19 protein-coding genes and 3 pseudogenes are annotated in these 23,023 nt (G+C 67.1%); 4 read left to right on the top strand and 18 right to left on the bottom strand.

The window, feature by feature from the left end; translation table 11 throughout:
* Window positions 1-228: 228 nt before the first annotated feature.
* The 3 genes from DMB42_RS56240 to DMB42_RS53995 all read right to left on the bottom strand — a co-directional run bounded on the left by DMB42_RS56240 (window position 229) and on the right by DMB42_RS53995 (window position 2,470).
* On the bottom strand, window positions 229-945 hold the full coding sequence (locus tag DMB42_RS56240; RefSeq protein WP_125649740.1) for a DUF4158 domain-containing protein: 717 nt from the start codon (window positions 943-945) through the stop codon (window positions 229-231).
* Between the two features lie 292 nt (window positions 946-1,237).
* A complete protein-coding gene (locus tag DMB42_RS52285) occupies window positions 1,238-2,101 on the bottom strand; it encodes an alpha/beta hydrolase (protein WP_125649737.1) in 864 nt (287 codons plus the stop codon).
* Between the two features lie 216 nt (window positions 2,102-2,317).
* Window positions 2,318-2,470 carry a hypothetical protein gene (locus tag DMB42_RS53995; RefSeq protein WP_185845346.1) on the bottom strand — a complete coding sequence of 51 codons (153 nt, stop codon included), beginning with the start codon at window positions 2,468-2,470 and terminating at the stop codon, window positions 2,318-2,320.
* A 236-nt stretch (window positions 2,471-2,706) separates the two neighbouring features.
* On the opposite strand from DMB42_RS53995, the pseudogene DMB42_RS55875 reads away from it, so the two are divergent.
* A pseudogene (locus tag DMB42_RS55875) lies at window positions 2,707-3,273 on the top strand (UvrD-helicase domain-containing protein); the annotation flags it as partial.
* A 42-nt stretch (window positions 3,274-3,315) separates the two neighbouring features.
* Here DMB42_RS55875 and DMB42_RS55870 read toward each other — a convergent pair.
* The 8 genes from DMB42_RS55870 to DMB42_RS52250 form a co-directional block, all read right to left on the bottom strand.
* Complete coding sequence (locus tag DMB42_RS55870) at window positions 3,316-4,197, bottom strand: integrase core domain-containing protein (RefSeq protein ID WP_260478450.1); 882 nt, start codon at window positions 4,195-4,197, stop codon at window positions 3,316-3,318.
* Window positions 4,154-4,366: a hypothetical protein gene (locus DMB42_RS54605; protein WP_221762757.1), complete on the bottom strand. Its 213-nt coding sequence runs from the start codon at window positions 4,364-4,366 to the stop codon at window positions 4,154-4,156. Before DMB42_RS54605 ends, DMB42_RS55870 begins: the two co-directional genes overlap by 44 nt.
* A 151-nt stretch (window positions 4,367-4,517) precedes the next feature.
* Window positions 4,518-4,640, bottom strand: coding sequence for a hypothetical protein (locus DMB42_RS55865; protein WP_260478448.1), 123 nt, complete (start codon window positions 4,638-4,640; stop codon window positions 4,518-4,520).
* Window positions 4,641-4,665: 25 nt separating this feature from the next.
* Entirely contained in the window at window positions 4,666-5,658 is a 993-nt protein-coding gene (locus DMB42_RS52270; RefSeq protein ID WP_125649734.1) for a LacI family DNA-binding transcriptional regulator, read from the bottom strand.
* Window positions 5,655-7,385 (bottom strand): glycoside hydrolase family 36 protein, encoded by a 1,731-nt coding sequence (locus DMB42_RS52265; RefSeq protein WP_125649731.1) that lies wholly within the window; start codon window positions 7,383-7,385, stop codon window positions 5,655-5,657. The genes DMB42_RS52270 and DMB42_RS52265 overlap by 4 nt, the downstream gene beginning before the upstream one ends.
* On the bottom strand, window positions 7,382-8,191 hold the full coding sequence (locus tag DMB42_RS52260) for a carbohydrate ABC transporter permease (RefSeq protein ID WP_260478447.1): 810 nt from the start codon (window positions 8,189-8,191) through the stop codon (window positions 7,382-7,384). The genes DMB42_RS52265 and DMB42_RS52260 overlap by 4 nt, the downstream gene beginning before the upstream one ends.
* Window positions 8,188-9,039, bottom strand: coding sequence for a carbohydrate ABC transporter permease (locus DMB42_RS52255; RefSeq protein WP_125649728.1), 852 nt, complete (start codon window positions 9,037-9,039; stop codon window positions 8,188-8,190). Before DMB42_RS52255 ends, DMB42_RS52260 begins: the two co-directional genes overlap by 4 nt.
* Window positions 9,036-10,364 (bottom strand): ABC transporter substrate-binding protein, encoded by a 1,329-nt coding sequence (locus DMB42_RS52250; RefSeq protein ID WP_221762756.1) that lies wholly within the window; start codon window positions 10,362-10,364, stop codon window positions 9,036-9,038. Before DMB42_RS52250 ends, DMB42_RS52255 begins: the two co-directional genes overlap by 4 nt.
* A 143-nt stretch (window positions 10,365-10,507) precedes the next feature.
* Here DMB42_RS52250 and DMB42_RS52245 point away from each other — a divergent pair, with 143 nt between their 5' ends.
* The gene (locus tag DMB42_RS52245; protein ID WP_125649722.1) at window positions 10,508-13,582 is read left to right on the top strand and encodes an NPCBM/NEW2 domain-containing protein; all 3,075 of its coding nucleotides are present in this window, start codon (window positions 10,508-10,510) and stop codon (window positions 13,580-13,582) included.
* A gap of 165 nt (window positions 13,583-13,747) precedes the next feature.
* Here the strand turns inward: DMB42_RS52245 and DMB42_RS52240 are convergent, their stop codons facing one another.
* The 4 genes from DMB42_RS52240 to DMB42_RS52225 form a co-directional block, all read right to left on the bottom strand.
* Window positions 13,748-14,149 (bottom strand): hypothetical protein, encoded by a 402-nt coding sequence (locus DMB42_RS52240; RefSeq protein ID WP_125649719.1) that lies wholly within the window; start codon window positions 14,147-14,149, stop codon window positions 13,748-13,750.
* 493 nt (window positions 14,150-14,642) lie between these two features.
* Window positions 14,643-15,302: a hypothetical protein gene (locus DMB42_RS52235; protein WP_125649716.1), complete on the bottom strand. Its 660-nt coding sequence runs from the start codon at window positions 15,300-15,302 to the stop codon at window positions 14,643-14,645.
* Between the two features lie 31 nt (window positions 15,303-15,333).
* Window positions 15,334-15,999 (bottom strand): hypothetical protein, encoded by a 666-nt coding sequence (locus DMB42_RS52230; RefSeq protein WP_125649713.1) that lies wholly within the window; start codon window positions 15,997-15,999, stop codon window positions 15,334-15,336.
* A gap of 287 nt (window positions 16,000-16,286) precedes the next feature.
* Window positions 16,287-17,249: a LysR family transcriptional regulator gene (locus DMB42_RS52225; protein ID WP_125649710.1), complete on the bottom strand. Its 963-nt coding sequence runs from the start codon at window positions 17,247-17,249 to the stop codon at window positions 16,287-16,289.
* A 48-nt stretch (window positions 17,250-17,297) separates the two neighbouring features.
* Here DMB42_RS52225 and DMB42_RS56565 point away from each other — a divergent pair.
* A pseudogene (locus DMB42_RS56565) lies at window positions 17,298-17,717 on the top strand (GyrI-like domain-containing protein); the annotation flags it as partial.
* Window positions 17,718-17,862: 145 nt separating this feature from the next.
* Window positions 17,863-18,537, top strand: coding sequence for a DNA alkylation repair protein (locus tag DMB42_RS52215; RefSeq protein ID WP_125649707.1), 675 nt, complete (start codon window positions 17,863-17,865; stop codon window positions 18,535-18,537).
* Between the two features lie 162 nt (window positions 18,538-18,699).
* On the opposite strand, the gene DMB42_RS52210 is transcribed toward DMB42_RS52215, so the two are convergent.
* The 3 genes and pseudogenes from DMB42_RS52210 to DMB42_RS52200 all read right to left on the bottom strand — a co-directional run bounded on the left by DMB42_RS52210 (window position 18,700) and on the right by DMB42_RS52200 (window position 22,601).
* Window positions 18,700-19,485 (bottom strand): phytanoyl-CoA dioxygenase family protein, encoded by a 786-nt coding sequence (locus DMB42_RS52210; protein WP_221762755.1) that lies wholly within the window; start codon window positions 19,483-19,485, stop codon window positions 18,700-18,702.
* Between the two features lie 234 nt (window positions 19,486-19,719).
* Window positions 19,720-20,492 (bottom strand): annotated as a pseudogene (locus DMB42_RS52205) (transposase family protein).
* Window positions 20,493-21,044: 552 nt separating this feature from the next.
* Window positions 21,045-22,601, bottom strand: coding sequence for a transposase (locus tag DMB42_RS52200; protein ID WP_260478451.1), 1,557 nt, complete (start codon window positions 22,599-22,601; stop codon window positions 21,045-21,047).
* Window positions 22,602-23,023: the final 422 nt, after the last annotated feature.

Raw genomic sequence — 23,023 nt, 5'->3', positions numbered from 1 at the left:
CTGCTCCACCAAGACCCCAACCGCCCCTGACCAGCCCGGGACATCGCCCGCCACCTCCGCGATGTCACCCTCAACACCATGTAGCGGCAACTGTCTCGCTGGGCCAGCAGCCAACTCATCCGCAAGACCATCGGCCGCCTCCGCCGCAAACTCGGCGAGCCCTCGGCCATCACCACCACGCCCGGGGTGGGGTACCGGATCACGGCCCCCGATCTCCGCGGAGATCGGTCATCCGACTCCCCGGGTCAGCTTGTCGATCGCGGTCTTCACCGAGGTCGCCGACGCGTCCCGGGCCGGGCTGACCAGCCACTCCAGCCGGGTCATCCCCAGCCCCGCATCCACCACCAGCATCCGCTCCAGATCGGCGCGAACCTCCGCCGTCAGCAGGTGCCCCACCAGCTGCGAGCTCAGATCGGCGGCCGCCTTGCGGGCCGTGCCGACCATCTTGGCCAGGACGAGCGCGCCGGGCCGGATCACCTTGGCCGCCATCAGATACTCGCGCGCCAGGTTGAACAGCAACGTAGGCGAGTCACGCCCCATCGCCCGGTCCAGCAGGAACTGCTCCAGCTCCTTCATCGCCTGGCTGCCCGCCGGAGCGGTCTGCCATTCCATGTACTTGGCGATCAGGCGCAGATGATCCGAGCGGGTCTGCTCGCGCTTGCCGTACAGCCGCAGCGCCGCCGCCGCGGCGACCAGCCGCTCCGCGACCCGGGCCACGGCCGCCGACGGCGCCGAGGCCACATCGTCGGGCACGAACCCGAGCCACGGCAGCGTGCAGAGCTGGACCAGCATGCCCAGCCGATCGGCAGGAACCCGCCCGCCGGGACTCACGAACGCCGCGTCAGCCGCCGTCGGCGCGAAATACCGGATCAACTCATCCGCGCTGATCTCCGGGAACGAGCGCAGCTGGGCCAACTGCTCCTCGGAGAACATCTTCTCTGACAACGCACCACTCCACGTGCCATACCGGACGAAACCGGAACGAACGTAGCGGCAGTGATCATCAGCCCGCCACAGGCGGTCAACCCCTCCGTTTCCGCAGGTCAAGCGCTATTTCGTTGAAAATTGCTTCATTGCTACCGGGACCCCATCAACTCGGCACCGGTCAGATGGCGATGAGGTCCTCGACATTGGTGCCGTAGGCGCGATCGCCAGGATCAGCGCCGTCAGTCGCCGGCCTCGGCGCCCCCGCCGCCGAGGCCGGCGGCGGCGGCAGAGTCGGGGGCGTCGGCACGCCTCAGATGAGGTTCGCCAGGAGTTCCGCGAAGACGTGCGGCCGGCTGAAGTAGCCGACGTGCGAGGTCGCCAGCGTGTGGACCTGGAAGGGGTTGTGCGGGGTCAGCGCGTCCGCTTGGCGGATCATGTAGTCCTGGACGGCTGGGGTGATGCTGCGGTCCTGCGACAGGCGGACGTAGGTGTGCGGGACACGTCCCCACCCGTCGGCCGTGACCAGTGCCCCCGGCTCCAGCACCGCGTGGTTCTCGTCCGGGTCCATGGAGTCTAGCAACAGCCGGAACTGGTGGTCGGTGGAGTCGGCCATGATGGCCGCCTTCAACTCGGCGAACAGTTCCGCGTCGGCGTGGGCACTGCGCCAGTTCAGCCGGGTCACACCGGGGTCGGGCACGCCGGGCACGGCGATCCGGGCGGCTGCGGCGTCGAGCAGGTTGTCGTCGACCACATCCCACGCCTCGGTGAGCATGGCCGGGCTGCTCAGACACAGCGCGGACAGGTAGACCATGCGGTCGAGCAGGTCCGGTACGGCGTTGGCGACGGCACTGATGGTCAGCCCGCCGAGGCTGTTGCCGACCAGCACGACCGGGCCGTGTACGGCGAGCCGGCGCAGGGCGTCGACAACGTGCCGCACGTTGTCCTGCAACGTGACGGCACGCAGCGGGGAGGCGGCGTCAGCCAGTGCCGCGGCGTCGTGCGGCAGCCGGTAGTAGGCGGCGGGGACATCGGCTCGATCGCCGTGGCCGGGCAGGTCGACGGCGTACGAACGGTGCCCGAGCAGGGCCAGCTCGTTCTGCAGGGGCCCCCAGGCCCGGGCATTGCTGGAACCGCCGTGAACGAACACGAAAGTGGGGCGCGAAGTTGCGCGCATAAGAAGAATCCTCGTCATCCAAAAGCGAACGGTGAACGGAGGACCCAGTGCCGGCAACGGCCGGCACCGCGGTCAGAACGCCGACCGGACGCGGATGGACTGCCAGTTATGGATGACGGAACACATGGAGCTGAGTGTAGTAGACGGGGGCGCGGCCTTCGTACGCACCCCCACCCGGCGAAATCTTCAACGGATCCGCAGGTGATGCCCTTTGTGTCAGGCGTCGCGTACATCTCCGTTGGCCGTGCTCAACAGAACGACGGCGGGCACGGCCGCGATGACGGTCATGATCAGGGCAGCCGGAGCGAGCATGTCGGCGGCCAGGAGCGGTGTGACGATGGCGGCGTCAATCGGGGGCGTCGCCTGCATGGCCCGGCGCTCGGCGGGCCCAGAAGTGTGGTTGCCTCTGCTTCCCCTGCGATCAGGCCGCTACCGCCCCATCCGCGTCCTGTCGCTCCGTTCAGTCCTGGCGCATCCACCCGCCGGGCGCGGCAAACCAGGCGCTGTCTGCCCGGGACGCCCGTCATTCTCTCAACAAACGGTGTTTGGAGGTTGTTGAACCGCAAGGGTTGTTGAAGGAGTTTGCGGAGCTGCGCGCGGCCGGCGTGAGCACCCACCTGCAGTTGTGCGTGGAGGCCACCCGGCTGCTCGGCGGCTCCAACCTGCGCAGGTACGGCTTCGATCACGTGATCGTTGACGAGGCACAGGATCTGCACCCGGCCCAGTGGCGAGTGTTGCGCGCGGCCGTGCTCGATGGGCCGGACGATATGTTCATCACCGGCGACCCGCACCAGCGGATCTACGACTCCAAGGTGTCACTCGGCTCGCTCGGCATCTCCGTCACCGGACGCAGCGGCCGACTGCGCGTCAACTACCGCAGCACGGCGCAGATTTTGGGCTGGTCGACGAGACTGCTCGACGGCTCGCTGGTCGAGGACCTCGGCGGCGAGGGCAGCGACAGCCTGACCGGCTACCGATCCCTGCTGCACGGCAAGCGCCCCCACACCGCCGCTTTCCCCACCGAGCAGGAAGAGGTGACTGCGGTGGTGGACTGCGTCAAGGACTGGCTCGGGGACGGCATCCAGCCAAGCGAGATCGCCGTGTGCGCACGGTTCAACATCTTGCTGAACAAGGTGTACGACCGGCTGGCGACTGCGGGCGTTCCGGTGGTCAAGGTGAAGGACCAGCCTGTGGGTGCCAAGAACTCGGCTACCCTACGCGACCTGCGCGTATTCGTGGATCAGCCCGCCGAGGCGGTCACGCCGGATGACCTTGATATCGCCCTCAACAGGATCGGGAAGGACTCGCAGCGGAGCGGCCTGGCCCAGGGAGCGATGCGGGCGATGCTCATTGAAATGGGTCTCATAGGCAGCCAGCACGCGACGTAAGTGGCGGGCGTTGACGATGAGGATCCGATCAAGGAGTTCTCGGCGCAAGCCGCCGATCCAGCGTTCGGCGAACGCGTTGGCCCGCGGAGCCCGAGGCGGCGTCTTGAGGATGCCGATGCCCTCGGCCGTAAAGACTTCGTCGAACATGGTGGTGAACTTCGTATCCCGATCGCAGATGAGGAACCTGAACCCCTCCATCCTGTCCCCCAGTTCGATCATCAGGTTCCTGGCCTGCTGCGCAATCCACGGCCCGGTCGGATGCTCGGTGACGCCAAGCACGTGCACCCGGCGGCTGCTCAGCTCCATGACGACCAGGCAAGACAGGCGCTTGAACAGCACGGTGTCACAGTGGAAGAAGTCGCACGCCAAGATCCCCGTGGCCTGAGCACGCAGGAACTCACTCCAGGTCGGTCCCATGCGCCGCGGCGGTGGGTCGATGCCGGCCTGCTTCAAGATCAGCCACACCGTGGAGGCTCCCACCCGGTAGCCCAGAGCCGCGAGTTCCCCGGCAATCCGCCGGTAGCGCCACAGCGGATTCTCCCGGGCAAGACGAAGTGCCAAGGTCCGGATGGAGGCGCGGGTGGGAGGCCGACCATGGCGGCGGCGCTTGAACGTCCAGCGCCGCCGTACGAGATCGGCGTGCCAGCGCAGCAGTGTGCCGGCGTCACGAACAACTGCAGACAGCAGCCGCGCCAGCGCGCTGATCACCGCCCGATCCGCCCACGACGGCCTGGGCCTTCCCACCTGCCGACGCAAACACCGCGAGCTGATGACGCAAGACGAGGATCTCCGCGTCTTGCGACCTCTGCGAACGACCTTGCAGCACCACCCGACCCGCGAGTTGGACGAAGATCAGATAGAGCAGCCGCAACGCCATGGACAGCGATCATGCCTGCAAGAATCGGAAACGCCTAGCCCCAGGTCAGCCCCAACGGCCGAGTTTCGGGCACCCACAGGTCGTGCCATCCAAAGGCTTCCCGCCACGGAACAAGATCCGTTGTCAGAGGTGTCCACACCTCAGGGGAACCTCACCCCCCGGTGCCCTGGGTGAAGCTCCAACCGGTGGTCCCCTGCTCGAAGCCCGGGTTGGTGACGACGAGCGGGGACATGTCGGTGACGAGGGCAGCAGCCGTCGACGCACCGATTCTCATGGTGGTTCGCCCCTCTGTACCGGAGTCAGGCGGGAGGGGGCGCCGTGGAGCCGCGGGCCAGCAGGTCGGGCCTGAACAGCAGTTCTCCGGTCGGGACCGGGCGCCCGGCCACGAGGGCCACGATGCTGCGCGCGACCGCGCCGGCCAGCCGGTCCATGGGCTGACGCACGGTGGTGAGCGGAGGATCGGCGAACTCCATGATCATCGAACCGTCGTGGCCGACGATGGAGACGTCGGCGGGCACCGACAGCCCCGCCCGCCGCACCCCGCGCACCACTCCCATGGCCACGAAGTCGCTGGCCGCGACGATGGCCGTGGCGTTCCTGGCGAGCAGGGCCGCGGCGGCCGACTGACCGCCCTCCACCGTGTAGTACTGCCGGACGACCCACGAGTCCGGGTCGGCGGCGCCGCGCACCCGCAGGGCCGTGCGGAATCCCTCGACCCGGCGGTCGGCCGGCTGGTTCCCGACCGGTCCCGACACCAGCCCGATCCGCCGGTGGCCGAGTGCCCACAGGTGCTCTACGGCCAGCTCGGCGGCCAGGTGGTCGTCGGTGGAGAAGACCGGCACGTCGTGCCCCTCGAACCCGCCGTTGACCCCGACGAACGGGATACGGCGGGCGGCCAGCACGGAGAAGGTCTCCGGATCCGCGTCGGCGAGGGTGTTGCTCGCCGACAGGAACACCACGGCCGCCACACCGTGGTCGGCCATCGCGACGACGAACTCCTTCTCCTGGATCCCGCCGGGCAGCGCGGGGCAGACGATCCCCTTGAGCCCGTGCGGCGCCAGCGCCGCCTCGATCAGCTCGGCGGAGTCGGCGAAGAAGGGGTTCGACAGCCATGGTGTGATCACCGCGACCAGCTGGCCGCGGGTGGGACGCTCGTAGCCGAGCTCGGTCATCGCCCGCTCGACCGCCTCGCGGGTCTTGGTCGCGACGCCGGACCGCCGGTTGATCACCCGGCTGACCGTGGCCTCGCTGACACCCGCTCTGGCGGCCAGTTCGGTGATGCCCACTTTCACGGTGAACCCTCCAGAATGGCCAGCCCGGAGGGTGGCACCTCCAGCGCGCACAGCCCGGGCTCCAGCCGTAGCTCCGATCGGTCGATGATACGGCCGCAGGCATCGAAGATCTGCGTGCGCACGGTGGCGGGCCCGCCGCGGATCTCCAGGACGAGGCGGCCGGCGGCGGTGGCGTTGATCAAGGTAAAGGTACGGAATCGGGCGGTGTCGACGGGTACGACGTGATCGGCGCTGACGGTGATCGCGCACTCGTCCTCGCGCGCGGCGACGATCACGGGGTAGAGCTCGTCCGGGCGGCCTGGCTCGACCTCGCCGTCGAGGAACAGGTGGCGCAGCCGTCGCCACTGGCCGAGCCAGAAGGCGACCATGCCGCGCTGCTCGGCGTCGAGCCTGGTCAGCCGGGCGGAGATCTGCGGCACCGCGTGCAGCGAGGCGATGATCTGGCGTGCGGCGCTGACCGGCGTCGCCGCCTCGTCCCACATGAGCATGTCGCCGTGAACAGCGCCGCGCACGGCCAGCAGGCCCGCGTCGATGGTCTGCACACGGTTGGCGGTGGCGTCGGCAGGGCAGTCGTCTGCGCGCAGCATCTCGCCGTAGGCGGCCATGCCTGGCCCGATGTACGGCTGGCGCAGCCCGATCAGCACCTCGGGGCCGAGGGCGTGGAGCAGGTCGTCGAGCATGAGGCGCATGGCGGCGCCGACGTCGGCCACGTCCAGCCCTTCGCCCGGCTGCCCCGCGTAGGCCATGGCGTCGTCCAGGAAGTCGATCTTCAGGCCGTCCAACCCGTAGTCCGCGATCAGCTTCGCGCACACCTTCACCACGTGCGCGCGCACCTCGGGCCGTCGCGGGTCCAGCACGCGTGCGCCGGGCGGCCGGCTGGTCAGCGGGCCGAAGGGTTCCAGCGCGCCGAAGCACTCCGCCTCCGGGCCGACCAGCAGTGGCGCGACCCAGGCCAGATACTTCAGCCCCATCCCCTGAATCTTCGCCACATGCCCCGCGAAGTCCGGAAATTTCGTCTCATCGGGGAGCCAATCCCCTACGCCGGCATATCCGCGGCCGTTGCCGAACCGCTGCCACCCGTCATCCATGATCAGCACGCCACAACCGGCCTCGGCCGCCAGTTCCGCCTCGGCCTCCACGCTCGCCGCGTCGACCCGCTGGCTGAACCCGTACCAGGTCGAATAGACCGGCACCCGCGCGTTCTCCTGCACAGGCGCGAGCCCCAGACCCAGCCGGAGCCGCCCGCGCAACGTCCGCATCGCGGTCGCGACCGACCGCGAGCGCGGCTCCACCAGCAGCCGGTACGGCGAAGCCCCGGCCGGGATGCCCAGATGTACGACAAAGGTCTGGTTCTCCTCCGAGACGCCGAACCGCACGATGGTCTCCGGCACCGGGTCCTCGGCGAGGTAGGCCAGCATGGTCTCACCGTGGCTGTCGTACAAGCATCCTGCCACCGCGCCCTTCACCAGCGAGGCGTGGGCCCAGCCCGCCCAGTCGGCCGGCAACGTACGCACCCATCGGCAGTCCGGGTGCCAGAAGCCGACCGCGTCCTTGAGCGGGACCGACAGCCTGATCTCCAGATCGCCCTCTGAGGTGACCTCCAGCACGCCGCCGTCGAAGGTCCAGCCGACGCTCGCGCCCGGCGTGTGCGTGAGCACGGCCAGCAGTACCCCGTCCAGAAGGTGTTCTGTGGGCGCGGGGGTGAGCCCGGCGGTGGTGACACTCATTCTTTTACGGCTCCAGCCAGTAGTCCGGACACGAAGTGGCGTTGCAGGAAGAGGAAGAGCACCGCCATGGGGATGGCGGCGACGGCGGTCCCCGCGAGGATCGCGCCGTAGTCGGTGTCGGTCGCGCCGGTCTGCGCGGCCAGGGCGAGCGGGATGGTGTACGCGTCGGCGGTGCGCAGCGCGATCAGCGGCCAGACGAAGTCGTTCCACTGGTAGAGGAACAGGTAGATGGCCAGGGCAGCCAGGGCGGGCCGCATGACGGGCAGCGCCACCCGCAGGAACAGCCGCAGCTCGCCGCAGCCGTCGGCGCGGCCGGCGGCCAGGAGCTCCCTGGGCAAGGTCGACATGCTCTGCCGCATCAGGAAGATGCCGAACGGCAGCGCCAGGTTGGGCAGGATGATGGCCTGGTAGGTGTTGAGCCAGTCCATGGCCAGCATCATCTTGAACAGCGGCACCAGCGTGACCTGGCTGGGTACGACCAGACCGAGCATGATCAGGCCGAACAGGAGTTCCTTGCCGCGGAAGTCGTAGACCGCGAAGCCGTACCCGGCCAGCGTGCAGACGGCGCCCGCGCCCAGCGTGTAGAGGCCGGAGATGAGCACGGAGTTGAGGATCGTCCTGCTGAAGCCGACGCGTTGCTCCAGGGCGGCGAGGTTGTCCATCAGCTCACCGCCCGGCAGGAGCGGGGGCGGACTGCCGAAGACGTCGGCGTTGGAGTGGGTGGCGGCCACGATCAGCCAGTAGAACGGGACGAGGACGACGGTGACCGTGATCAGCATCGACGAGGTCAGCATCACGCGCTTCACGTTCTCTCCCTCAGAACCCGGAACTGGATGATGCCGAGCACGCCGATGATCAGCGTGAGCGCGTAGGCGATGGCCGAGGCGTAGCCGAGGTCGAAGAAGCGGAAGCCGTTCTCGTACAGGTAGAGGCCGAGCGTCAGTAGCGCGTTGTCCGGCCCGCCCTTGGTCAGGACGTACGGCTCGTCGAACAGTTGCAGCGTGCCGATCGTCGACATCACCACCGTCAGCAGGATGACCGGGCGCAACCCGGGAAGCGTGACGTGCCAGAAGCGCCGCCACACGCCTGCGCCGTCCACGGCGGCCGCGTCGTACTGGTCGCTGGGCAGCGCCTGCAGCCGCGAGAGGTAGACCATCGCGTTGAAGCCCACGTAGTGCCAGGTCAGCGCCAGCCCGAGGGCGACGCGCGCCCAGAACTTGTCGGTCAGCCACGGGATGTCCAGGCCGAGTGCCCAGTTGACCAGCCCGGACTGCGGGTTGAGCAGCACCGCGAACAGCAGGCCGTACGCGATCGGGCCGGTGACGATGGGCAGGAAGAAGCCGAGCCTGACGAACGACCGGAACCGCAGCAGTGCCGAGTTGAACGCGACCGACAGGGCGAGCGCCAGGCCGAGCATGACCGGGACCTGCACCGCCAGGACGGCGCCGGTGTTGCGCAGCGCCGTCCAGAACAGCGGGTCCCGCAGCAGGCGGGTGTAGTTGGCCGTCCCCGCGAAGGTCTGCAAGGCGCCGTCGGTCCTGAACAGGCTGAGCACGAACGACCAGGCGATCGGATACATCTTGAAGATCGCGAAGAGGGCGACGGCGGGCAGGATGAACAGGTACGGCGCCACCTTCATGGCGCGCAGGGTCATCGCACGACCTTGCGCCCGGTCTGGTTGCCCAGTTGGTCGGCGGCCTCGCGAAGCGCGGTGGCCGGGTCGGCGCCCTGGAGCAGGACCTTGGACTGGGCGTCGTCGACGAGCTTGAGCGCGCGGCCGTAGTCGGCGGAGTAGTTGGTCACATAGGAGGGCTGCTTGAGCGAGCCGAGGAAGATCTCGCCCATCTTCTGGCCGCTGAAGTACTCCGACGGCTGGTGGAAGATCGGGTCGTCGTAGGCGGCCATGAGAGCTGGGGCGATGCCCTTGCCCTTGTAGATGTGAACCTGACTGTCCGGCCTGGTCAGCACGTACTCGGCGAAGGCGAAGGCGGTCGCCTGGTTCTTGCTGGTGCCCGCGACGGCCAGGTGGGTGGAGTTGACGATGGCGGCGGCCTTGCCGCCGGGGGTGACCGCGGGCGGGAGCCTGACCTTCCATTTGCCCTTCTGGTCGGGGGCGCTCTCGGCGATGATGCCGCCGAACCAGGTCGGCATGGGCTGCACGGCGACGCTGCCCTTCTTGATGGAGCTGATCATCGTGTTCCAGCCGCCCGCGCCGTCGGCGACGATTCCGGCGTCGTTCATCTTCTTGATGAGCGTCATGGCGGTGACCCCGGCGGGCGAGTCGATGGTGACGTTGCCCTGCATGTCGAAGTAGAAGGCGTCCTGCAACTGCATGAGGAACTGGAAGAGGTTGGCCGAGTCGGCCTGGGTGGCGGCCTTGTTGATGGCCAGAAGCTGGATGCCCGTCTTCTCCTTGAGTTTGATGCCCGCCTCGATCATCTCGTCCCAGGTCTGGATCGCCTCGACGTCCACGCCTGCCTTCTCGAACATGTCGGCGCGGTAGTAGAAGCCCGCGGAGTTTGCCTCCCAGGGCAGGGCGTAGACCTTGCCGTCGCGGCTGACGGTCTCCCACATGCCCTGGGCGAACTTGGCCTTGTGCTTGTCGGCGCCGAGAGTGGTGAGGTCGGCCAGGCCGCCGGGAAACTTCTCGATGTAGGCGGGCAGGTAGTCCACGCCGATGTGCAGCACGTCGCCCAGGCCCTGGCCGCCTGCCGCCATCCCGGTCGTGATCTTGTCCCAGATGGCCGGGTTGCCGATGTCCTGGACGTCGACCTTGACGCCGGGGAACTGCTTGGTGAAGCCAGGCACGAGTTCCTTCATCATCGCGGCCGGACCTGCCCAGCTCCACACGGTGATGCTGCCCGAGGGGGTGGCGGCGGCCTGCGGCTGCTGCTCCGGCTTCGCCTCCGATCCGCAGGCGGACAGCAGTGCACCTCCCGCGGTCAGGGCACTGAGCTGGAGAAAGCGGCGTCGATCCATGGCGTGGCTCCTGTTGGGGGGTGTCATTGGCGGGGACGCTACTCCCAAGCTTGCAAGAACTCAATGAAAACTTTCGCCCGATCCAGCAACTCTGTCTCGCGCGCGGATGCTAGCCGATGACGCCGGAGTAGACAACTATTGACATGAATCACACACAGGCACTCAATAGGCGACATAGTCCAACTCATTCCAACAGAGGGAGTCGCATGCGTCCGTTATTGGCCCTCCTGGTGGTGGCGCTCACCCTCGTCGCCACCCCCGCGGAGGCCGCGAGGTCGTACGTCATCGAAGCCGAGAGCATGTCGCTGTCCAACTTCACGACCGCGACCGTGGATCAAGTCACCTACGCCCAGGGCGTCTCCCGGCAGACCAGCACCGCTACCACGAATTTCAGCGGCAGCGCCGGCTTCTACGACCTCATCACCCGCTACAACGGAAAAGTCGCCAACGGTGTGACCTACAGCATCTCCATCGGTTCCACCGTTGTGGATTCGTGGCAGACCTCGCAACGGAGCGGCACCGATTACACCGACCCGCGCAATATCGACACACATACCTCGCCGAAGGTCGCACTCGCCGACGGTGACGTCATCAAACTGACGGCCGTGTCCGCCGGCGAAACGCCGCGGGTAGACAAGCTCACGATCCAGGAATACGTGGGTCCACCGACCGGCGAGCTGACGCTCGACTCGCCGAACGCGATCCTGAACGACGGCTTCACCTGGGGAAAGAACCGGGCCCTTGGCATGGTGTTCTACCCGGGGAATCCGATGATGGGGCACGAGCAGGAATGGTGGCGGCTCACCGATTCCACGCACACGTCGGTGGTCCCCGGCTATTGGGGCTCCTACGTCAGCAGGGAAGCCTTCTACAACCGCGACATCTCTCATCAGTCGGATGGCGCGCATGCGCTCGGCCTGGACGCCGAGACCTTCAACATGATGAGGACATTCGCCGACGACGCCGACGATCCCGGCCAGAACGGCTGGCCCCTGTGGGCGCACAGTTCCTACGGGGCCATGTATTACGTAGACGGCACCGGATTCCGCGAGCTGCCGTCACCGTTCAACGTGATGGCCAAGGCGTACAAGCAGTATCTGTGGACGGGCGATTCGAAATGGATCAACGATCCTGTCCTCTCGGGCTACTACGACTCGACCATGGGGTCGTTCCTCACCGATCACGAAGTGACCTGGAACGACTCGAATCCGTCCGATGAGCAGCCGGTGGCGCAGATGCAGCCCGGCGAATACACCGCGACGTTCTTCGAGTTCCCCAACGAGAATCTCACCTCCGCCGCCGACGCCCTGGGTTACCAGTACCAGTCGATGCTGGCGTACGCGGCCATCCTGAAGACCAGGGGCGACACCGCGGGCAGCACCAGGTGGACCGCCCGCGCCCAGCGGGTGCGGGACCACTTCGAGGCGCACTGGTGGGATCCGGCGAGCAACCGCTACATCCGCGGCAAGGACGCGAACGGCACCGGCTACAGCAGTTGGGGACACGAGGCCAGCTTCCTGATGATGCTGACGGGGCTGGGCGACCACGGCCCCAGGACCAGCGACTACCTCGACTTCATCGCCGCCAACGACGACGACCTGAATGTCGAGGCGACCTCCTACCTGCCTGAGATGTACTACCAGTACAACCGCCCCGCGGAGGGCTGGTCGTGGCTGAAGAAGCTCATGACCGGCAGGAACGCATACCCGGAGATCTCATTCCTGGCGGTCAGCAGCGTCATCGACGGCATGATGGGCGTGCAACCCGACGCCCCTGCCAAGAAGGTGTCCACCGTCCCGAGGCTGACGTCCGAAGTGCCGTGGGTGGAGATCGACCACCTCAAGGTCGGCGCCAACGATCTGAAGCTCAGGCACACCGGCACGACGAGTTCCACGCTGACCAACCACTCCGGCGGCACCCTCGACTGGGAAGCCCAGTTCTACGGGACGCTCTCCACGATCAGCGTGAACGGCACCCCGCGAACGCCGCAGACCAGATCGCTGTACGGCCGAACGGTGTCCTACGTGACGGTGCCGGTGGCCGCCGGCGCCTCGGTGACCGCGGCCGCCGGAGCCCCGGGTGGCGACACCACGGCCCCCACCGCGCCGACGGGCCTCGTGGCGAGCGGCGTCACCTCCAACAGTGTGAACCTGAGCTGGACCGCGTCCGACGACAACGTCGGCGTGACCGGCTACGGCGTCTACCTCGGCTCCACGCTGGTCGGTTCGTCGACCGGCACGAGCTACACGGCGACCGGCCTGTCGGCCTCGACCTCCTACACGTTCACGGTGAAGGCGAAGGACGCCGCCGGCAACCTCTCCGGGGCCAGCAATGCGGTCACCGCCACCACCTCCATCAGCGGAAACGGGCAGACAGCCGAACTGAGCGATCTCACCTGGGCCGGGGCGACGAGCGACTTCGGCACCGTTCGCAAGGACAGGAGCGTCGACGGGCACCCCATCACCCTGAACGGGACCGTCTACGCCAAGGGCCTCGGCACGCACGCCAACAGCACCATCACCTACACCCTGAACGGCGGATACTCCAGGTTCCAGTCGCATGTCGGCGTGGACGACGAGATCTCCGCGGGCGCCACGGTCAAGTTCGAGGTCTGGGGCGACGGCGTCAAGCTGTGGGAGAGCCCGTCGGCGCTGACGGCGACGAGCGCGGCCCAGTCCATCGACGTCGGCGTCGCCGGTGTGAAGTCCCTGGTGCTGAAGGTGACCGACGCGGGCGACGGCATCAACAGCGACCACGCCGACTGGGCCGACGCCAAGCTCATCGGCAGCGGCGGCGGCGCCGTCTCGCTCGGCGATTCGGACTGGACCGGCACCCCGACGATCGGATGGGGCACGGTCCACAAGAACCAGAGCGTCGACGGGCACCCCATCACCCTGAACGGGACCGTCTACGCCAAAGGCCTCGGCACGCACGCCAACAGCACCATCACCTACACCCTGAACGGCGGATACTCCAGGTTCCAGTCGCATGTCGGCGTGGACGACGAGATCTCCGCGGGCGCCACGGTCAAGTTCGAGGTCTGGGGCGACGGCGTCAAGCTGTGGGAGAGCCCGTCGGCGCTGACGGCGACGAGCGCGGCCCAGTCCATCGACGTCGGCGTCGCCGGTGTGAAGTCCCTGGTGCTGAAGGTGACCGACGCGGGCGACGGCATCAACAGCGACCACGCCGACTGGGCCGACGCCAAGCTGGTGCCATGAACCACTCTCCTGGGGACGGCCCGATGTCCAGCCTGAAGCGGCGCCCGGGCCGCCCGCCCTGACGAGGGCAGACCGGGATGAACGCGGACGCCTCAGCGGGGACCAGTCGCGCGGCGGGTCGACTGGCCGGACCGGTCCCCCGTGGGGGCCGGACCGGGCGAGCGGTCAGAGGTCTTCGCGTGGCATGACGAAGTGCCGCAGGTCAGGGGAGATGACGGCGCCCCCTTGCCCGGCGGTCATCACCTCGTTGACCGTCATGAAGTGGAACTTCCCCGTCTGCGGGTCCCAGACCCGGAAGCGGTGGGTCCCGCCCTGGGTGGCGTATCCGTGGATGGGCAGCCAGTGCCGCAGAAGGGCGTTGACGTTGCCCACCCACGGCAGGTTCGCCGACTTGGCCGGCAGCAGCGTCGGCTGGCCGCGATCGATGAACCGCCTGATGCGGCCCATCGTCCTGCCGATGAGGCCCGCGTCGTTGTCGTTGATGTTCACGAGCTCGTTGTTGTTGTACGGATAACCCACGATCTTGGCCGGGTACGCCGCCATCTTGCCGGGCAGCGTGCCGTACACGTTGGTGCCCAGCGCGCTCCGTCGCCGTGCTCGGCACGTGCTCCGGCAAGGACGGACGTGCTGCCTCGCCGCCTTCGGGATGGAGTCGGCAAGCTAGCGGCCAGCGAAGGGCGCGCCGCTCGTCCCCTACCCCGCGAGACGAACCATTCCCCATCGAGGAAGCGCCTCAGAGATCCGGCCGACAACGCAACCAGCCCGCAGCTGATCAAACTCTACAACCCGCGCTCCATCCGCGTAACTACAGCTCAGGCCACGCAACTCAATATTCGAGCGGCACACGCCGGAGATGAACGGGACGATCAGGAGGAAATCTCCATCAGCCGAAACCGATCAGGAGGGACGACCACCTCGTGAGTCATCGAGGTTTGTCTTCACCGCTCGATCCGTGACGGAACGGCAGATCATCGGCTACATCGAACGGTTCGACAAACCGCGGCCGCCTGGGCAGTGCCCTCAGCCGCCCGAATCACCTTTGCCGATCAATGTCATATCGTCAGCGGTAATGCGTACGCGCATACTTATCCCGCACGCCTTGGCACACATGGATGGGCGAACGCGTCCGGCAATCCTCGTAGGCAGCCGTGGCCGCTATACAGACGTCGCCACTCACCGTGACCCCCCAGGCGTGCCGGCACTTTTGGTATTCGATGTTGCCCTCCATGCAGAAACTACGTGCGATGTCAGTGTCACCACGAGTGCGACAGGCTTGATAGACAGGCTCGGAATCTCCACAGATCGCTCCGCCGCCACGATAGACGCATGCCTCGTGAACGGCGACGTTCTCGCACTGCAGCAATGTCTTCCCCGCGGACCGGCAGGTCGAGAACGTCTCCGCCACCCCCTCCGCCACGTCGGCGCACGTGTTCGGCCAGAGCCCGACGACATCGGCGGCCACGCAGTCCGCAATGAAGACTTCGCGCTCGTGTCGCCGAGGCTTCGCCTTTGCGCACACCTCATGCTCGTCCGCAGGGGTTTCGCAGGGTTTTCTGGATGGCTCATCCGGCGAGAAGGTCGTGTCCTCACCCGTGCGGCCATCGTGCTCGGAACTGCCGGAGGCGACGGTGAGGGCCTCGTTCGTCTGTGCCTGCACGGCGAACAGGGCCCCCGCAGCCAGCAGGACAACCGCCGCACCGGCGCGATAGAACATCCTCATCTTGGCTCACCGTTTCGAATGCCTGGAAGGATCAAGCGGGATTGTACGTCAAGGGACCACATCTCCAAGGCGCCTTCAGGCCGATCCCGTCGTCCTCCCTCATGCACTTTTCTCTGACGTTTATCCCCCGGCCGGGATACTTCGTGCGGAACTCATCCCATTTCTTGTTCATCGCGTCCACGTCCGGCCCCAAGGAGTCGAGAAGATCGATCCCGTCCTTGATCGCTCCGCACACCGTGTCCGCTGCTCCTTGCGCAGTTTTGGCCCCAGGTATGCGGCCCAGGAACTTCGAGAGGTCGCAGATGCCCGGGGCGGTCATGCCCTTTTCCTTCTTGTAGATGTTCGACATGAACCACGCCTGTACCGGCGAATAATAAGTCGTACATGTCCTGTAGGTATGGCCGTTCTTTTCTGAGCGGACACAGTGTTTTCCGGGCGTGGAATCACAGTATGTCGACGTGGGGTGGTCGATGCACCAACGGATGGAGTCCCCCAGCTTTCCGCATGCGGCCATCTTGTGTTTCTTGGCCATGCAGTCGAGCTCCACCACGGCGGCGGCGAAGCAGTCACCCAGCGATCCCTTGATCTTGGTCAGGCACCGCAGCGTCTGCATCAGCAGCAGACCACCGCCATGGGAGACCAGCCCGCGGCCATCGGCAGACACGGTGATCTTGCGGCGAGAAGCGATAGAGTTCACTCGGAAAGTGCCTTCTGATCTGGGATGGGCGGGGCCTTAGACAAGTCCGATCCTCCCAGCTCAAGGGCACTTTTCTTATGTGAATGATCAGGTCGGCACAAATTCGGCCGTGAAAGCCGCAGGCTAGATCTCCCTGCACGGCGACTACGACCACGCCACTACGCGCGGCCGAAGCGGTCGCCGACCGCATCGCCGTGATCTCCCGCACCCGGCGGGCGGCCGCCGGGCATCTGGGCCGGCCCGAGGCTGTGACGGCCACAGCCAACAGGCGTAGTCGTAGGCGCTCGCTATGGGCTGGGCGGCAGACTCGCTTCGGGTTCGGGCAGCCAGGCGTCATCGGGCAGGTCCAGCCATCTCTCGGCATCGGCGAGATCGCGGGCCGCATCCCGCAGCGCCGTCAGGCCGGGGTGGTGCAGGTCCTTGCGCCAGATCATGCTCCATGGGTAGAGCGCGACGGGTTGCACGAGAGGGCGGATGACCGCGCCAGGGACGTCCGGTTGGCTGCTGATGGTCAGCACCGGCAGATCCCATTGCTGGACGTGATATGCCAGTTCGTCGATGCCCCGCACGTTGGGCCGGGGCGGAGCGGGCGGCATGTTGGTGTCCGTGAACAGTTGCAGCATGGTGCGTTCCCACTCGGCGGAGGCGTGGTCGCCGCAGTGCCAGCAGGCGTCGGCGTCCCGCAGCGCGGCCAGCGGTACCTCGGCGCACGCAGCCAGTGGGTGGCGTTCCGGCAGGATGACGGAGATCCGCTCGTACCGGATCAGTTGGTGTTCCGAACCCCCTGGTACGTGACCGGTCGTACCATGCCAGCGACCGAAAGTGACATCCAGCCGATGTGCGGCCAGCAGGGGGAGGGCGGCGTCCAGTCCGCCGTGGAAGCGGGCGAAGAACTCGTAGCCCTCGGCGCGAGCCCGGGCCGCGGCGAGCACCAGCGCAGGGGTGAGTCGCTCACCGACGACGTCGACGAGCAGCGACGTGCCCTCGCCGCGCAGCTCCCGCAGAGTCTCGTCATGCAGGGCGAGGATCTGCCTCGCACGAACCACTAGGCGCTTGCCGGCCGGGGTGAGTGCCACCTGTCGGCTCGTTCGGTCGAAGAGCGGAATGCCGGCGCGGTCTTCCAGCTTCCGCACATCGCGGCTGAGGGCCTGCTGAGCCACGAACAGCCGCTCCGCGGCGCGGCTGAAGTGCAGTTCCTCGGCGACCGCGACGAAGTGGCGCAACAAGCGAAGATCGAGCTCCTTGGTCACCCGTCCTGTCTACCGGTTCTACACCCCTGGTGTGTAGATCGCGTGAGTATGGGTGTTGGACCACGACCGGTCAGGGCCGCGACGATCAGCTCAAGGCACAGCGCCCATACACCGGGTCAAGCCAAGAGAGGGAGACAGACCATGACCACAATCGAAGTCCAGCACCGCGAGCCGCAGCCGGTGGCGAGCATCCGGCAGACGGTCCCGATCACGCAGCTGACGCAGGCCCAGGGCGAAAGCCTGCACGAGCTGTGGCGCCTGCTGAACGACCGCGGGGTCGCGCCCGCCGGCCCGCCCTTCGTCCGCTACCACACCTTCGATGACGACAAGACCGACGTCGAGGTCGGCGTACCGGTGGCGGGCGGTGTCTCTGGTGAGGGCCGGATCACCCCGGGCGAGCTGCCCGGAGGGCCCGCCGTCGTCACCGTGCATCTTGGCGCGCACGACCGCCTCGGAGAGGCCTACAGCCGGATTGAGGACTGGCTGGCATCGCACGGCCGCCCCGGAGGGGCCGCCTGGGAGATCTACGAATGGATCGACTTAACCCGAGAGCCCGACCCGTCGAGCTGGCCCGCCCCGCCGACTGGCACACCGAAGTCGTCCAGCCGCTCATATGACCGGATCGCCGCTCACCGCCGCCCGGTTCGCGGAGAGAGTCCAGGCCCTCCACGTGCCGGCCGGGCGTGTCCTGGTTCGGATGGGCGACGTGTTCGCGCTCGCCAAGCAGTTCATCGACCTGCCGTCCGGCGAAATCGACAAGCTGCTCGACAGCGACATCCACGAGGTGCGGGTCGGTGCGCTCAGCATCATGGGCAAACAGGCCACCCGCCGGACGATCCCGGACAGCGTACGAAAGGAACTGTTCGACCTGTACCTGCGGCGCACCGACCGGATCGACACCTGGGACTTGGTCGACCTCAGCGCGCACCACGTGATCGGCGGCTATCTGCTGAACAAGCCGCGCGACGTCCTCTACCGGCTGGCACGTTCCGAGCACTGGTGGGAGCGTCGCATGGCCATGTTCGCCACCATGGCGTTCGTGCGCGCCGGCGAGCTCGACGACACGTTCGCCATCGCCGAGATACTGGTCGCCGACGACCACGACCTGGTCCGCAAGGTGGTCGGTGGGATGCTGCGTGAGGCGGGCAAGCACGACCGCAGCCGACTGCTGGGCTTCCTCGACGGGCACGCCGCCACCGCGCCGCGCGTCCTGCTGCGGTACGCCGTCGAACACCTGACCTCGGAACAGCGGGCGCACTACCTCAGCCTGCGCAAGGCGCGTGACTGACTCCAGGAAGCCAGCCCCGCCATCGGCCGCGCGGCTGGCAGGTGCGGTACGAGAGCGGCGCGTCCGTGGACATGGTGCCGTATGACATGCGCGCGATCTGATCGACTGGACTCGCTCGCTCCGGCCTCGAAGCGCTCGAGGTCGGCCGACATCGTCGCCAGGTCAGGCCAGTCCAAGCAGCACCGCACGTTCGACGGGCGAGTGCGTGCCGTCGCCGTGCTCGAGATCGAGCGGGGCGGTCGGCAGGAGCGGGGGCTGGGCGATGAACCGGGGGACGGCGCCGCGGTGGGGCTGTGCGCCGTGGATGAGGAACGGGTGGCACAGGTAGACGTCACCGGCCTGGCCGGTAGCCAGAGCAGATGGCCGATCCGGCGAATCAAGCTTGCCGGCGGCGTCCATGATCTTGCACAGGTCGAACATGTTCATGCCGCGCTCGCCTGCGGGCGCCAGGAAGGGCGGGACGTCCAGATGCGAGCCGACCTTGATGCGGGTCGGCGCGTCGTCGGTGTCGATGTCGGAGAACAGGAAGAGCATCAGCAGTGCGCGGCCGCAGGAACGCAGGTTCAGCCAGAACCCTTGTTCGCCTTCGGGCGTGTAGCTGGCGTCCATGTGCCATCCGGCGTCACCGGGGTCATCCGCGTGCGGGAAGCGGATGGGAAAGGTGCCCAGACCGCGTGGGGCCGTCCATCGGCCGGGGCCGACCAACTGGTCGAAGGCGTTGTGCAGGCGCGGTGTGTTGGCGACCTGCTGAAACGGCTTGCCCCCGTATCCGCCGAGCCTGATGACGGGCTGTGTCCACCTCGTGGGGTCGTTGGGGTCGAGACCTGTTTCACGCCAGAGGAACGCTCGGCACTCATCGGCCACCGAGCGCGGGAAGGCCGCGGGTAGGTGGACGAAGCCATCGGTGACGAACTGCTCGATCTGATCCGCCGTGAGCGCTGCTGCCATGCCCATGATTGTTGAGGTCTCCCCAGAGATCGACAACCGGTTTCATCATGGCAAGCGGGGTGGGAAGCACACGCCTCCAAGCGGGAATGAACATGAGGGCGAGCCTCGAGCTTTCACGGTGAATGTGGCCGGAGCTAATCGTTTACATGAGAAAAGTGCCTCAATGCCAGCGTGTGGGGCTCGAATATTCAGCCACCGCGTCCGATCTGCGGGTTCACTGAACCCATTTCATCCTCAGGCGGCCTGTGCAGCGCGGTGGTTCTGAAGGACGGCGATGGCCTTGCAGAGGTGGCCGGCCTTGCTGGGGCTACAGCGTAGCTTCCGGAGGATCTTCCAGCTCTTCAGCTGGGCGTTCGCGCGTTCGCCGGGTCCGCGGAGCCTGGCGTGGGAGCGGTTGGCCTGTTTCTGCGACTCGGGTTTGTTCTTGCCCTTGTACGGGGTGATCACCGGGCCCTCGGTTCCTTGATACGCCTTGTCGGCCAGGGTGATGATCCCGGCCCGTCCCAGGGCGCGCAGGATGCCCAGATACGGGCGGCGGTCAGGTCGTGAGCCTTGCCGGGCAGCGCTCCCGACGTCCACACGATCGTGCCGTCCGGTGAGGCAAGGACCTGGACGTTCATCCCGTGGACGCGGTGCTTGCCGGAGAAGTAGGGCCGGTCGGCCTTGATCCGGTCGGTGTGGATCAGCGTGCCGTCCAGCACCAGGTAGTGCAGTCCGTCCCGCTTGGCCTTCCGCAGCGCCTGCCCGAGCTTGGGTGAGCGCGCCGACAGCAGCATCACCGTCTCTTCCACATACCGCCAGGCGGTCGCCGTGGAGACGCCGAACCCAGCTCCGAGTTCATGGAACATCTCGTCCTTGCGCAGATAGACCAGTACCAGCAGGGCCTGCTGCCCCGGGTTGAGCAACCGCCAGGCCGACCCGATCGCCTTGCGGTGCCGGCGGATCACTCCGGCGACGTAGTTCAGCGTTGAACGCGACAAATCGACGGCGGCGCGATAGAACAGCATCCGAGGCCCCTGGTTGTGATGGATCTGGTTGTGGTGATCAATCCATCTACCAGGGGTTTCCTACGTCGTCAGGTGGACACCGAGCTTGCGATCATGCTGTGACCAGCATCCTGCCGCCAGGGGATGAAAAAACGTTCACTAGACACGATGAATCTCCAGTACCTCGATTTGAGCGGTTGCTCAAATCTTTGAGCAACCGCTCATACGACAACCGCTCAAGATCCGCAAGCCTGCCGAGAGCTGCAGGTCAGCGCATGAACCGAATATTCGAACCCCACACCCACAGGCCGGCTCGGCGGGGTCCTCCGCGAGTACTTACATGCGGCTTGAACTGCATGGATGGCACTTTCGGCGGGCGCAATGTCGGTATTCGTGGCGGACTCTGCCAAGCCGGTCTCGTCGGCGCACGTTGAGCTTGGCCGATCCAGCAGGATCAGCGATGGGATCCGGGACGGCGCGTAGCGGAGCCACCTGGGCCAGGGCTTGGTGGGCTCGGTGCTCGTTATAGAACTCCTCATACTTGCGCAGGGCATGCCGCAGGTGGCCTTCGTCTCAGCTTGAGATCCAACCCGCCTGCCGTTGGCGTGCGGTGGGCGAGGTGTCCCGTTTGACGGTCTTGCCAACATCGTGATGACGGGCGGAGACGCGGTTCTTGGAGCCTGGCGGGCGTCCGGGGCCAGGTGTGCTGGGTTTCGGAGCACCGGCGGGATGGGCGATCGCCGGGCGGATGTGGCGAAATCCCCGGCGGATGCGGGCCGGGCTGGGACGCTCGGGTGGGGCGGGTCTCTCCCAGGGGCGGCGCAGATCGGCGGCGAGCGGGCGGGCCAGACGTAGCTGGGTGTGCGCGATGATGATCAGCCAGGTCCACAGGTCGGCCGACCGGGGGGCGCGGATCTTCGGAACCGTCCAGCCCAGGGTCTGCTTGAACAGCCGGAAGGTGTGCTCAAGATCGAATCGGCGCAGGAACGCCTGCCAGAGCTGGCTCAGGTGGGCGGAGCTGATGCCGACCGCCGAGGACCACAGCCACAGCGGCTTGGGGTCCCGCTCGCCGGGCAGGTGATCGACCTGCAGATGAATGAGGGTCCCTTCCACGACGGGCAGGTCACCGTCGTGGTTGATCCACGCGCTGCGGCGCCCCAGACGGTGGTGCAGCCGGTCCCAGCAGCGGGCGGTGGTGGTGCCGTAGTGGGTGGTGCCGTAGTGGGTGGTGCCGTAGTGGGTGGTGCCGTAGTGGGTGGTGCCGTAGTGGGTGGTGCCGTAGTGGGTGGTGTCGGTGCTGGTGGTGTGCTCGGGCGGATGCCAGGTGGCCTCGTCCTTGAGACGGAACTCACCCCCGTGCTTGGACGGGCGGCCGATCTGCTGGGGCCCGCGGGGTGGGGCCGGCCGCAGGAGCACCCGGTCGCTGCGCAGCCGGCCCAGTACCTCCACAGGCAGGTCGGCCAGCAGGAAGGCCAGACGAGGCAGGTCGTAGCCGGCGTCGAAGGCGATGAGAATGTCGGGGTCGCCGGGCTGCCAGTGTCCGGCCTCCAGCATCCGGGACACCAGATCGCGGACCTGAGCGGCGGTGATGGCGGCCTCGTCATCGCCGGGCTGCAGGCGCAGCGCGTCCAAGACCGCGGTCCAGGACGTGCGGCCGCTCTCCAGCGCGGCGATCACCGAGTACGGCCAGCCAGGGATCATCTGGTGCTTGTCCTTGCCGCGGCCGTAGGTGTGACAAAACAGCCGCTCGGGACTGGTCGGCGCTCCCGGCCTCAGCCAGGGGAAGATGTCCACGCCCAGCACGATCCGGCCCCCGGCCGCGCGTGGCAGCTCGATCCCGGCCAGCGCGTGCCGCAACCGGCTGATCTCGATCCGGCCGTGGTTGATCGCGTCGTACAGGGCGCCGTGGCCGCGCCGATGCTCGGGCGCCAAGCTCAGCCCGACCAGGGTCTTGACCGGTCCCTCGGCGCACAGAACGGCCTCGGCCAGCTCGAACAACTCATCGGCGCGGGCGGTCGGGCACTCGTATACCTGTTGGCGGAACTCGCTCAGCTCGGCCAGCGCCTCGATAGGCGAGCCTTCCCGCTGCGGGGCTGGGATCCCTGCCACCGCGCGTGCCAGCATGGGCATCACGGCCACCGCCTCTTCCTCGATGTCGGTTCAACTCGACGATGAGTTGGTGGCCGCCTGGCGTACAGCCGCCGGGCATGGCCTGAGGGGCACAGTCCGTTGCGGGGCGTTACGTCACTTCCACAGCCAGATCACGGCATATGTGAAGCTCGGAGGTTAAACGTCAAGCTCAGAGCAGGCATCGGTCCAAGAGTTCACGGCGGCACGACTGCACCCACCGCTCCATCACCGCGTTCATCCGTGGCATCCGGACACCGGTAAGAACGGCCTGGATGCCGGCGTCGGCGAGGATCTCTGCGCCTGCCGATAATTCCATCCGCGCAGGTCAAGCGGCATGTGAGTATTCGTGGAGGATGCCGCCGAGCCGGTCTCGTCGGCGTATGCTCAGGTCCACAATCCGCTCGGGATCCGTGATCGGGTCA

This window comes from Nonomuraea sp. WAC 01424 (genome assembly GCF_003947315.1).
Taxonomy (GTDB): Bacteria; Actinomycetota; Actinomycetes; order Streptosporangiales; family Streptosporangiaceae; genus Nonomuraea; species Nonomuraea spiralis.
The sequence above is the reverse complement of the archived record's forward strand: the minus strand, read 5'-3'. Positions and strand labels throughout refer to the sequence as shown.

Excerpts from the sequence above, each read along its gene's own strand:
- DMB42_RS52285 (WP_125649737.1), bottom strand. The coding sequence starts at position 2,101 with ATGCGCGCAACTTCGCGCCCCACTTTCGTGTTCGTTCACGGCGGTTCC.
- DMB42_RS53995 (WP_185845346.1), bottom strand. The coding sequence starts at position 2,470 with ATGCAGGCGACGCCCCCGATTGACGCCGCCATCGTCACACCGCTCCTG.
- DMB42_RS54605 (WP_221762757.1), bottom strand. The coding sequence starts at position 4,366 with ATGGCGTTGCGGCTGCTCTATCTGATCTTCGTCCAACTCGCGGGTCGG.
- DMB42_RS55865 (WP_260478448.1), bottom strand. The coding sequence starts at position 4,640 with ATGAGAATCGGTGCGTCGACGGCTGCTGCCCTCGTCACCGACATGTCC.
- DMB42_RS52265 (WP_125649731.1), bottom strand. The coding sequence starts at position 7,385 with ATGAGTGTCACCACCGCCGGGCTCACCCCCGCGCCCACAGAACACCTT.
- DMB42_RS52255 (WP_125649728.1), bottom strand. The coding sequence starts at position 9,039 with ATGACCCTGCGCGCCATGAAGGTGGCGCCGTACCTGTTCATCCTGCCC.
- DMB42_RS52250 (WP_221762756.1), bottom strand. The coding sequence starts at position 10,364 with ATGGATCGACGCCGCTTTCTCCAGCTCAGTGCCCTGACCGCGGGAGGT.
- DMB42_RS52245 (WP_125649722.1), top strand. The coding sequence starts at position 10,508 with ATGAATCACACACAGGCACTCAATAGGCGACATAGTCCAACTCATTCC.
- DMB42_RS52235 (WP_125649716.1), bottom strand. The coding sequence starts at position 15,302 with ATGAGGATGTTCTATCGCGCCGGTGCGGCGGTTGTCCTGCTGGCTGCG.
- DMB42_RS52215 (WP_125649707.1), top strand. The coding sequence starts at position 17,863 with ATGACCGGATCGCCGCTCACCGCCGCCCGGTTCGCGGAGAGAGTCCAG.
- DMB42_RS52210 (WP_221762755.1), bottom strand. The coding sequence starts at position 19,485 with ATGGCAGCAGCGCTCACGGCGGATCAGATCGAGCAGTTCGTCACCGAT.
- DMB42_RS52200 (WP_260478451.1), bottom strand. The coding sequence starts at position 22,601 with ATGCCCATGCTGGCACGCGCGGTGGCAGGGATCCCAGCCCCGCAGCGG.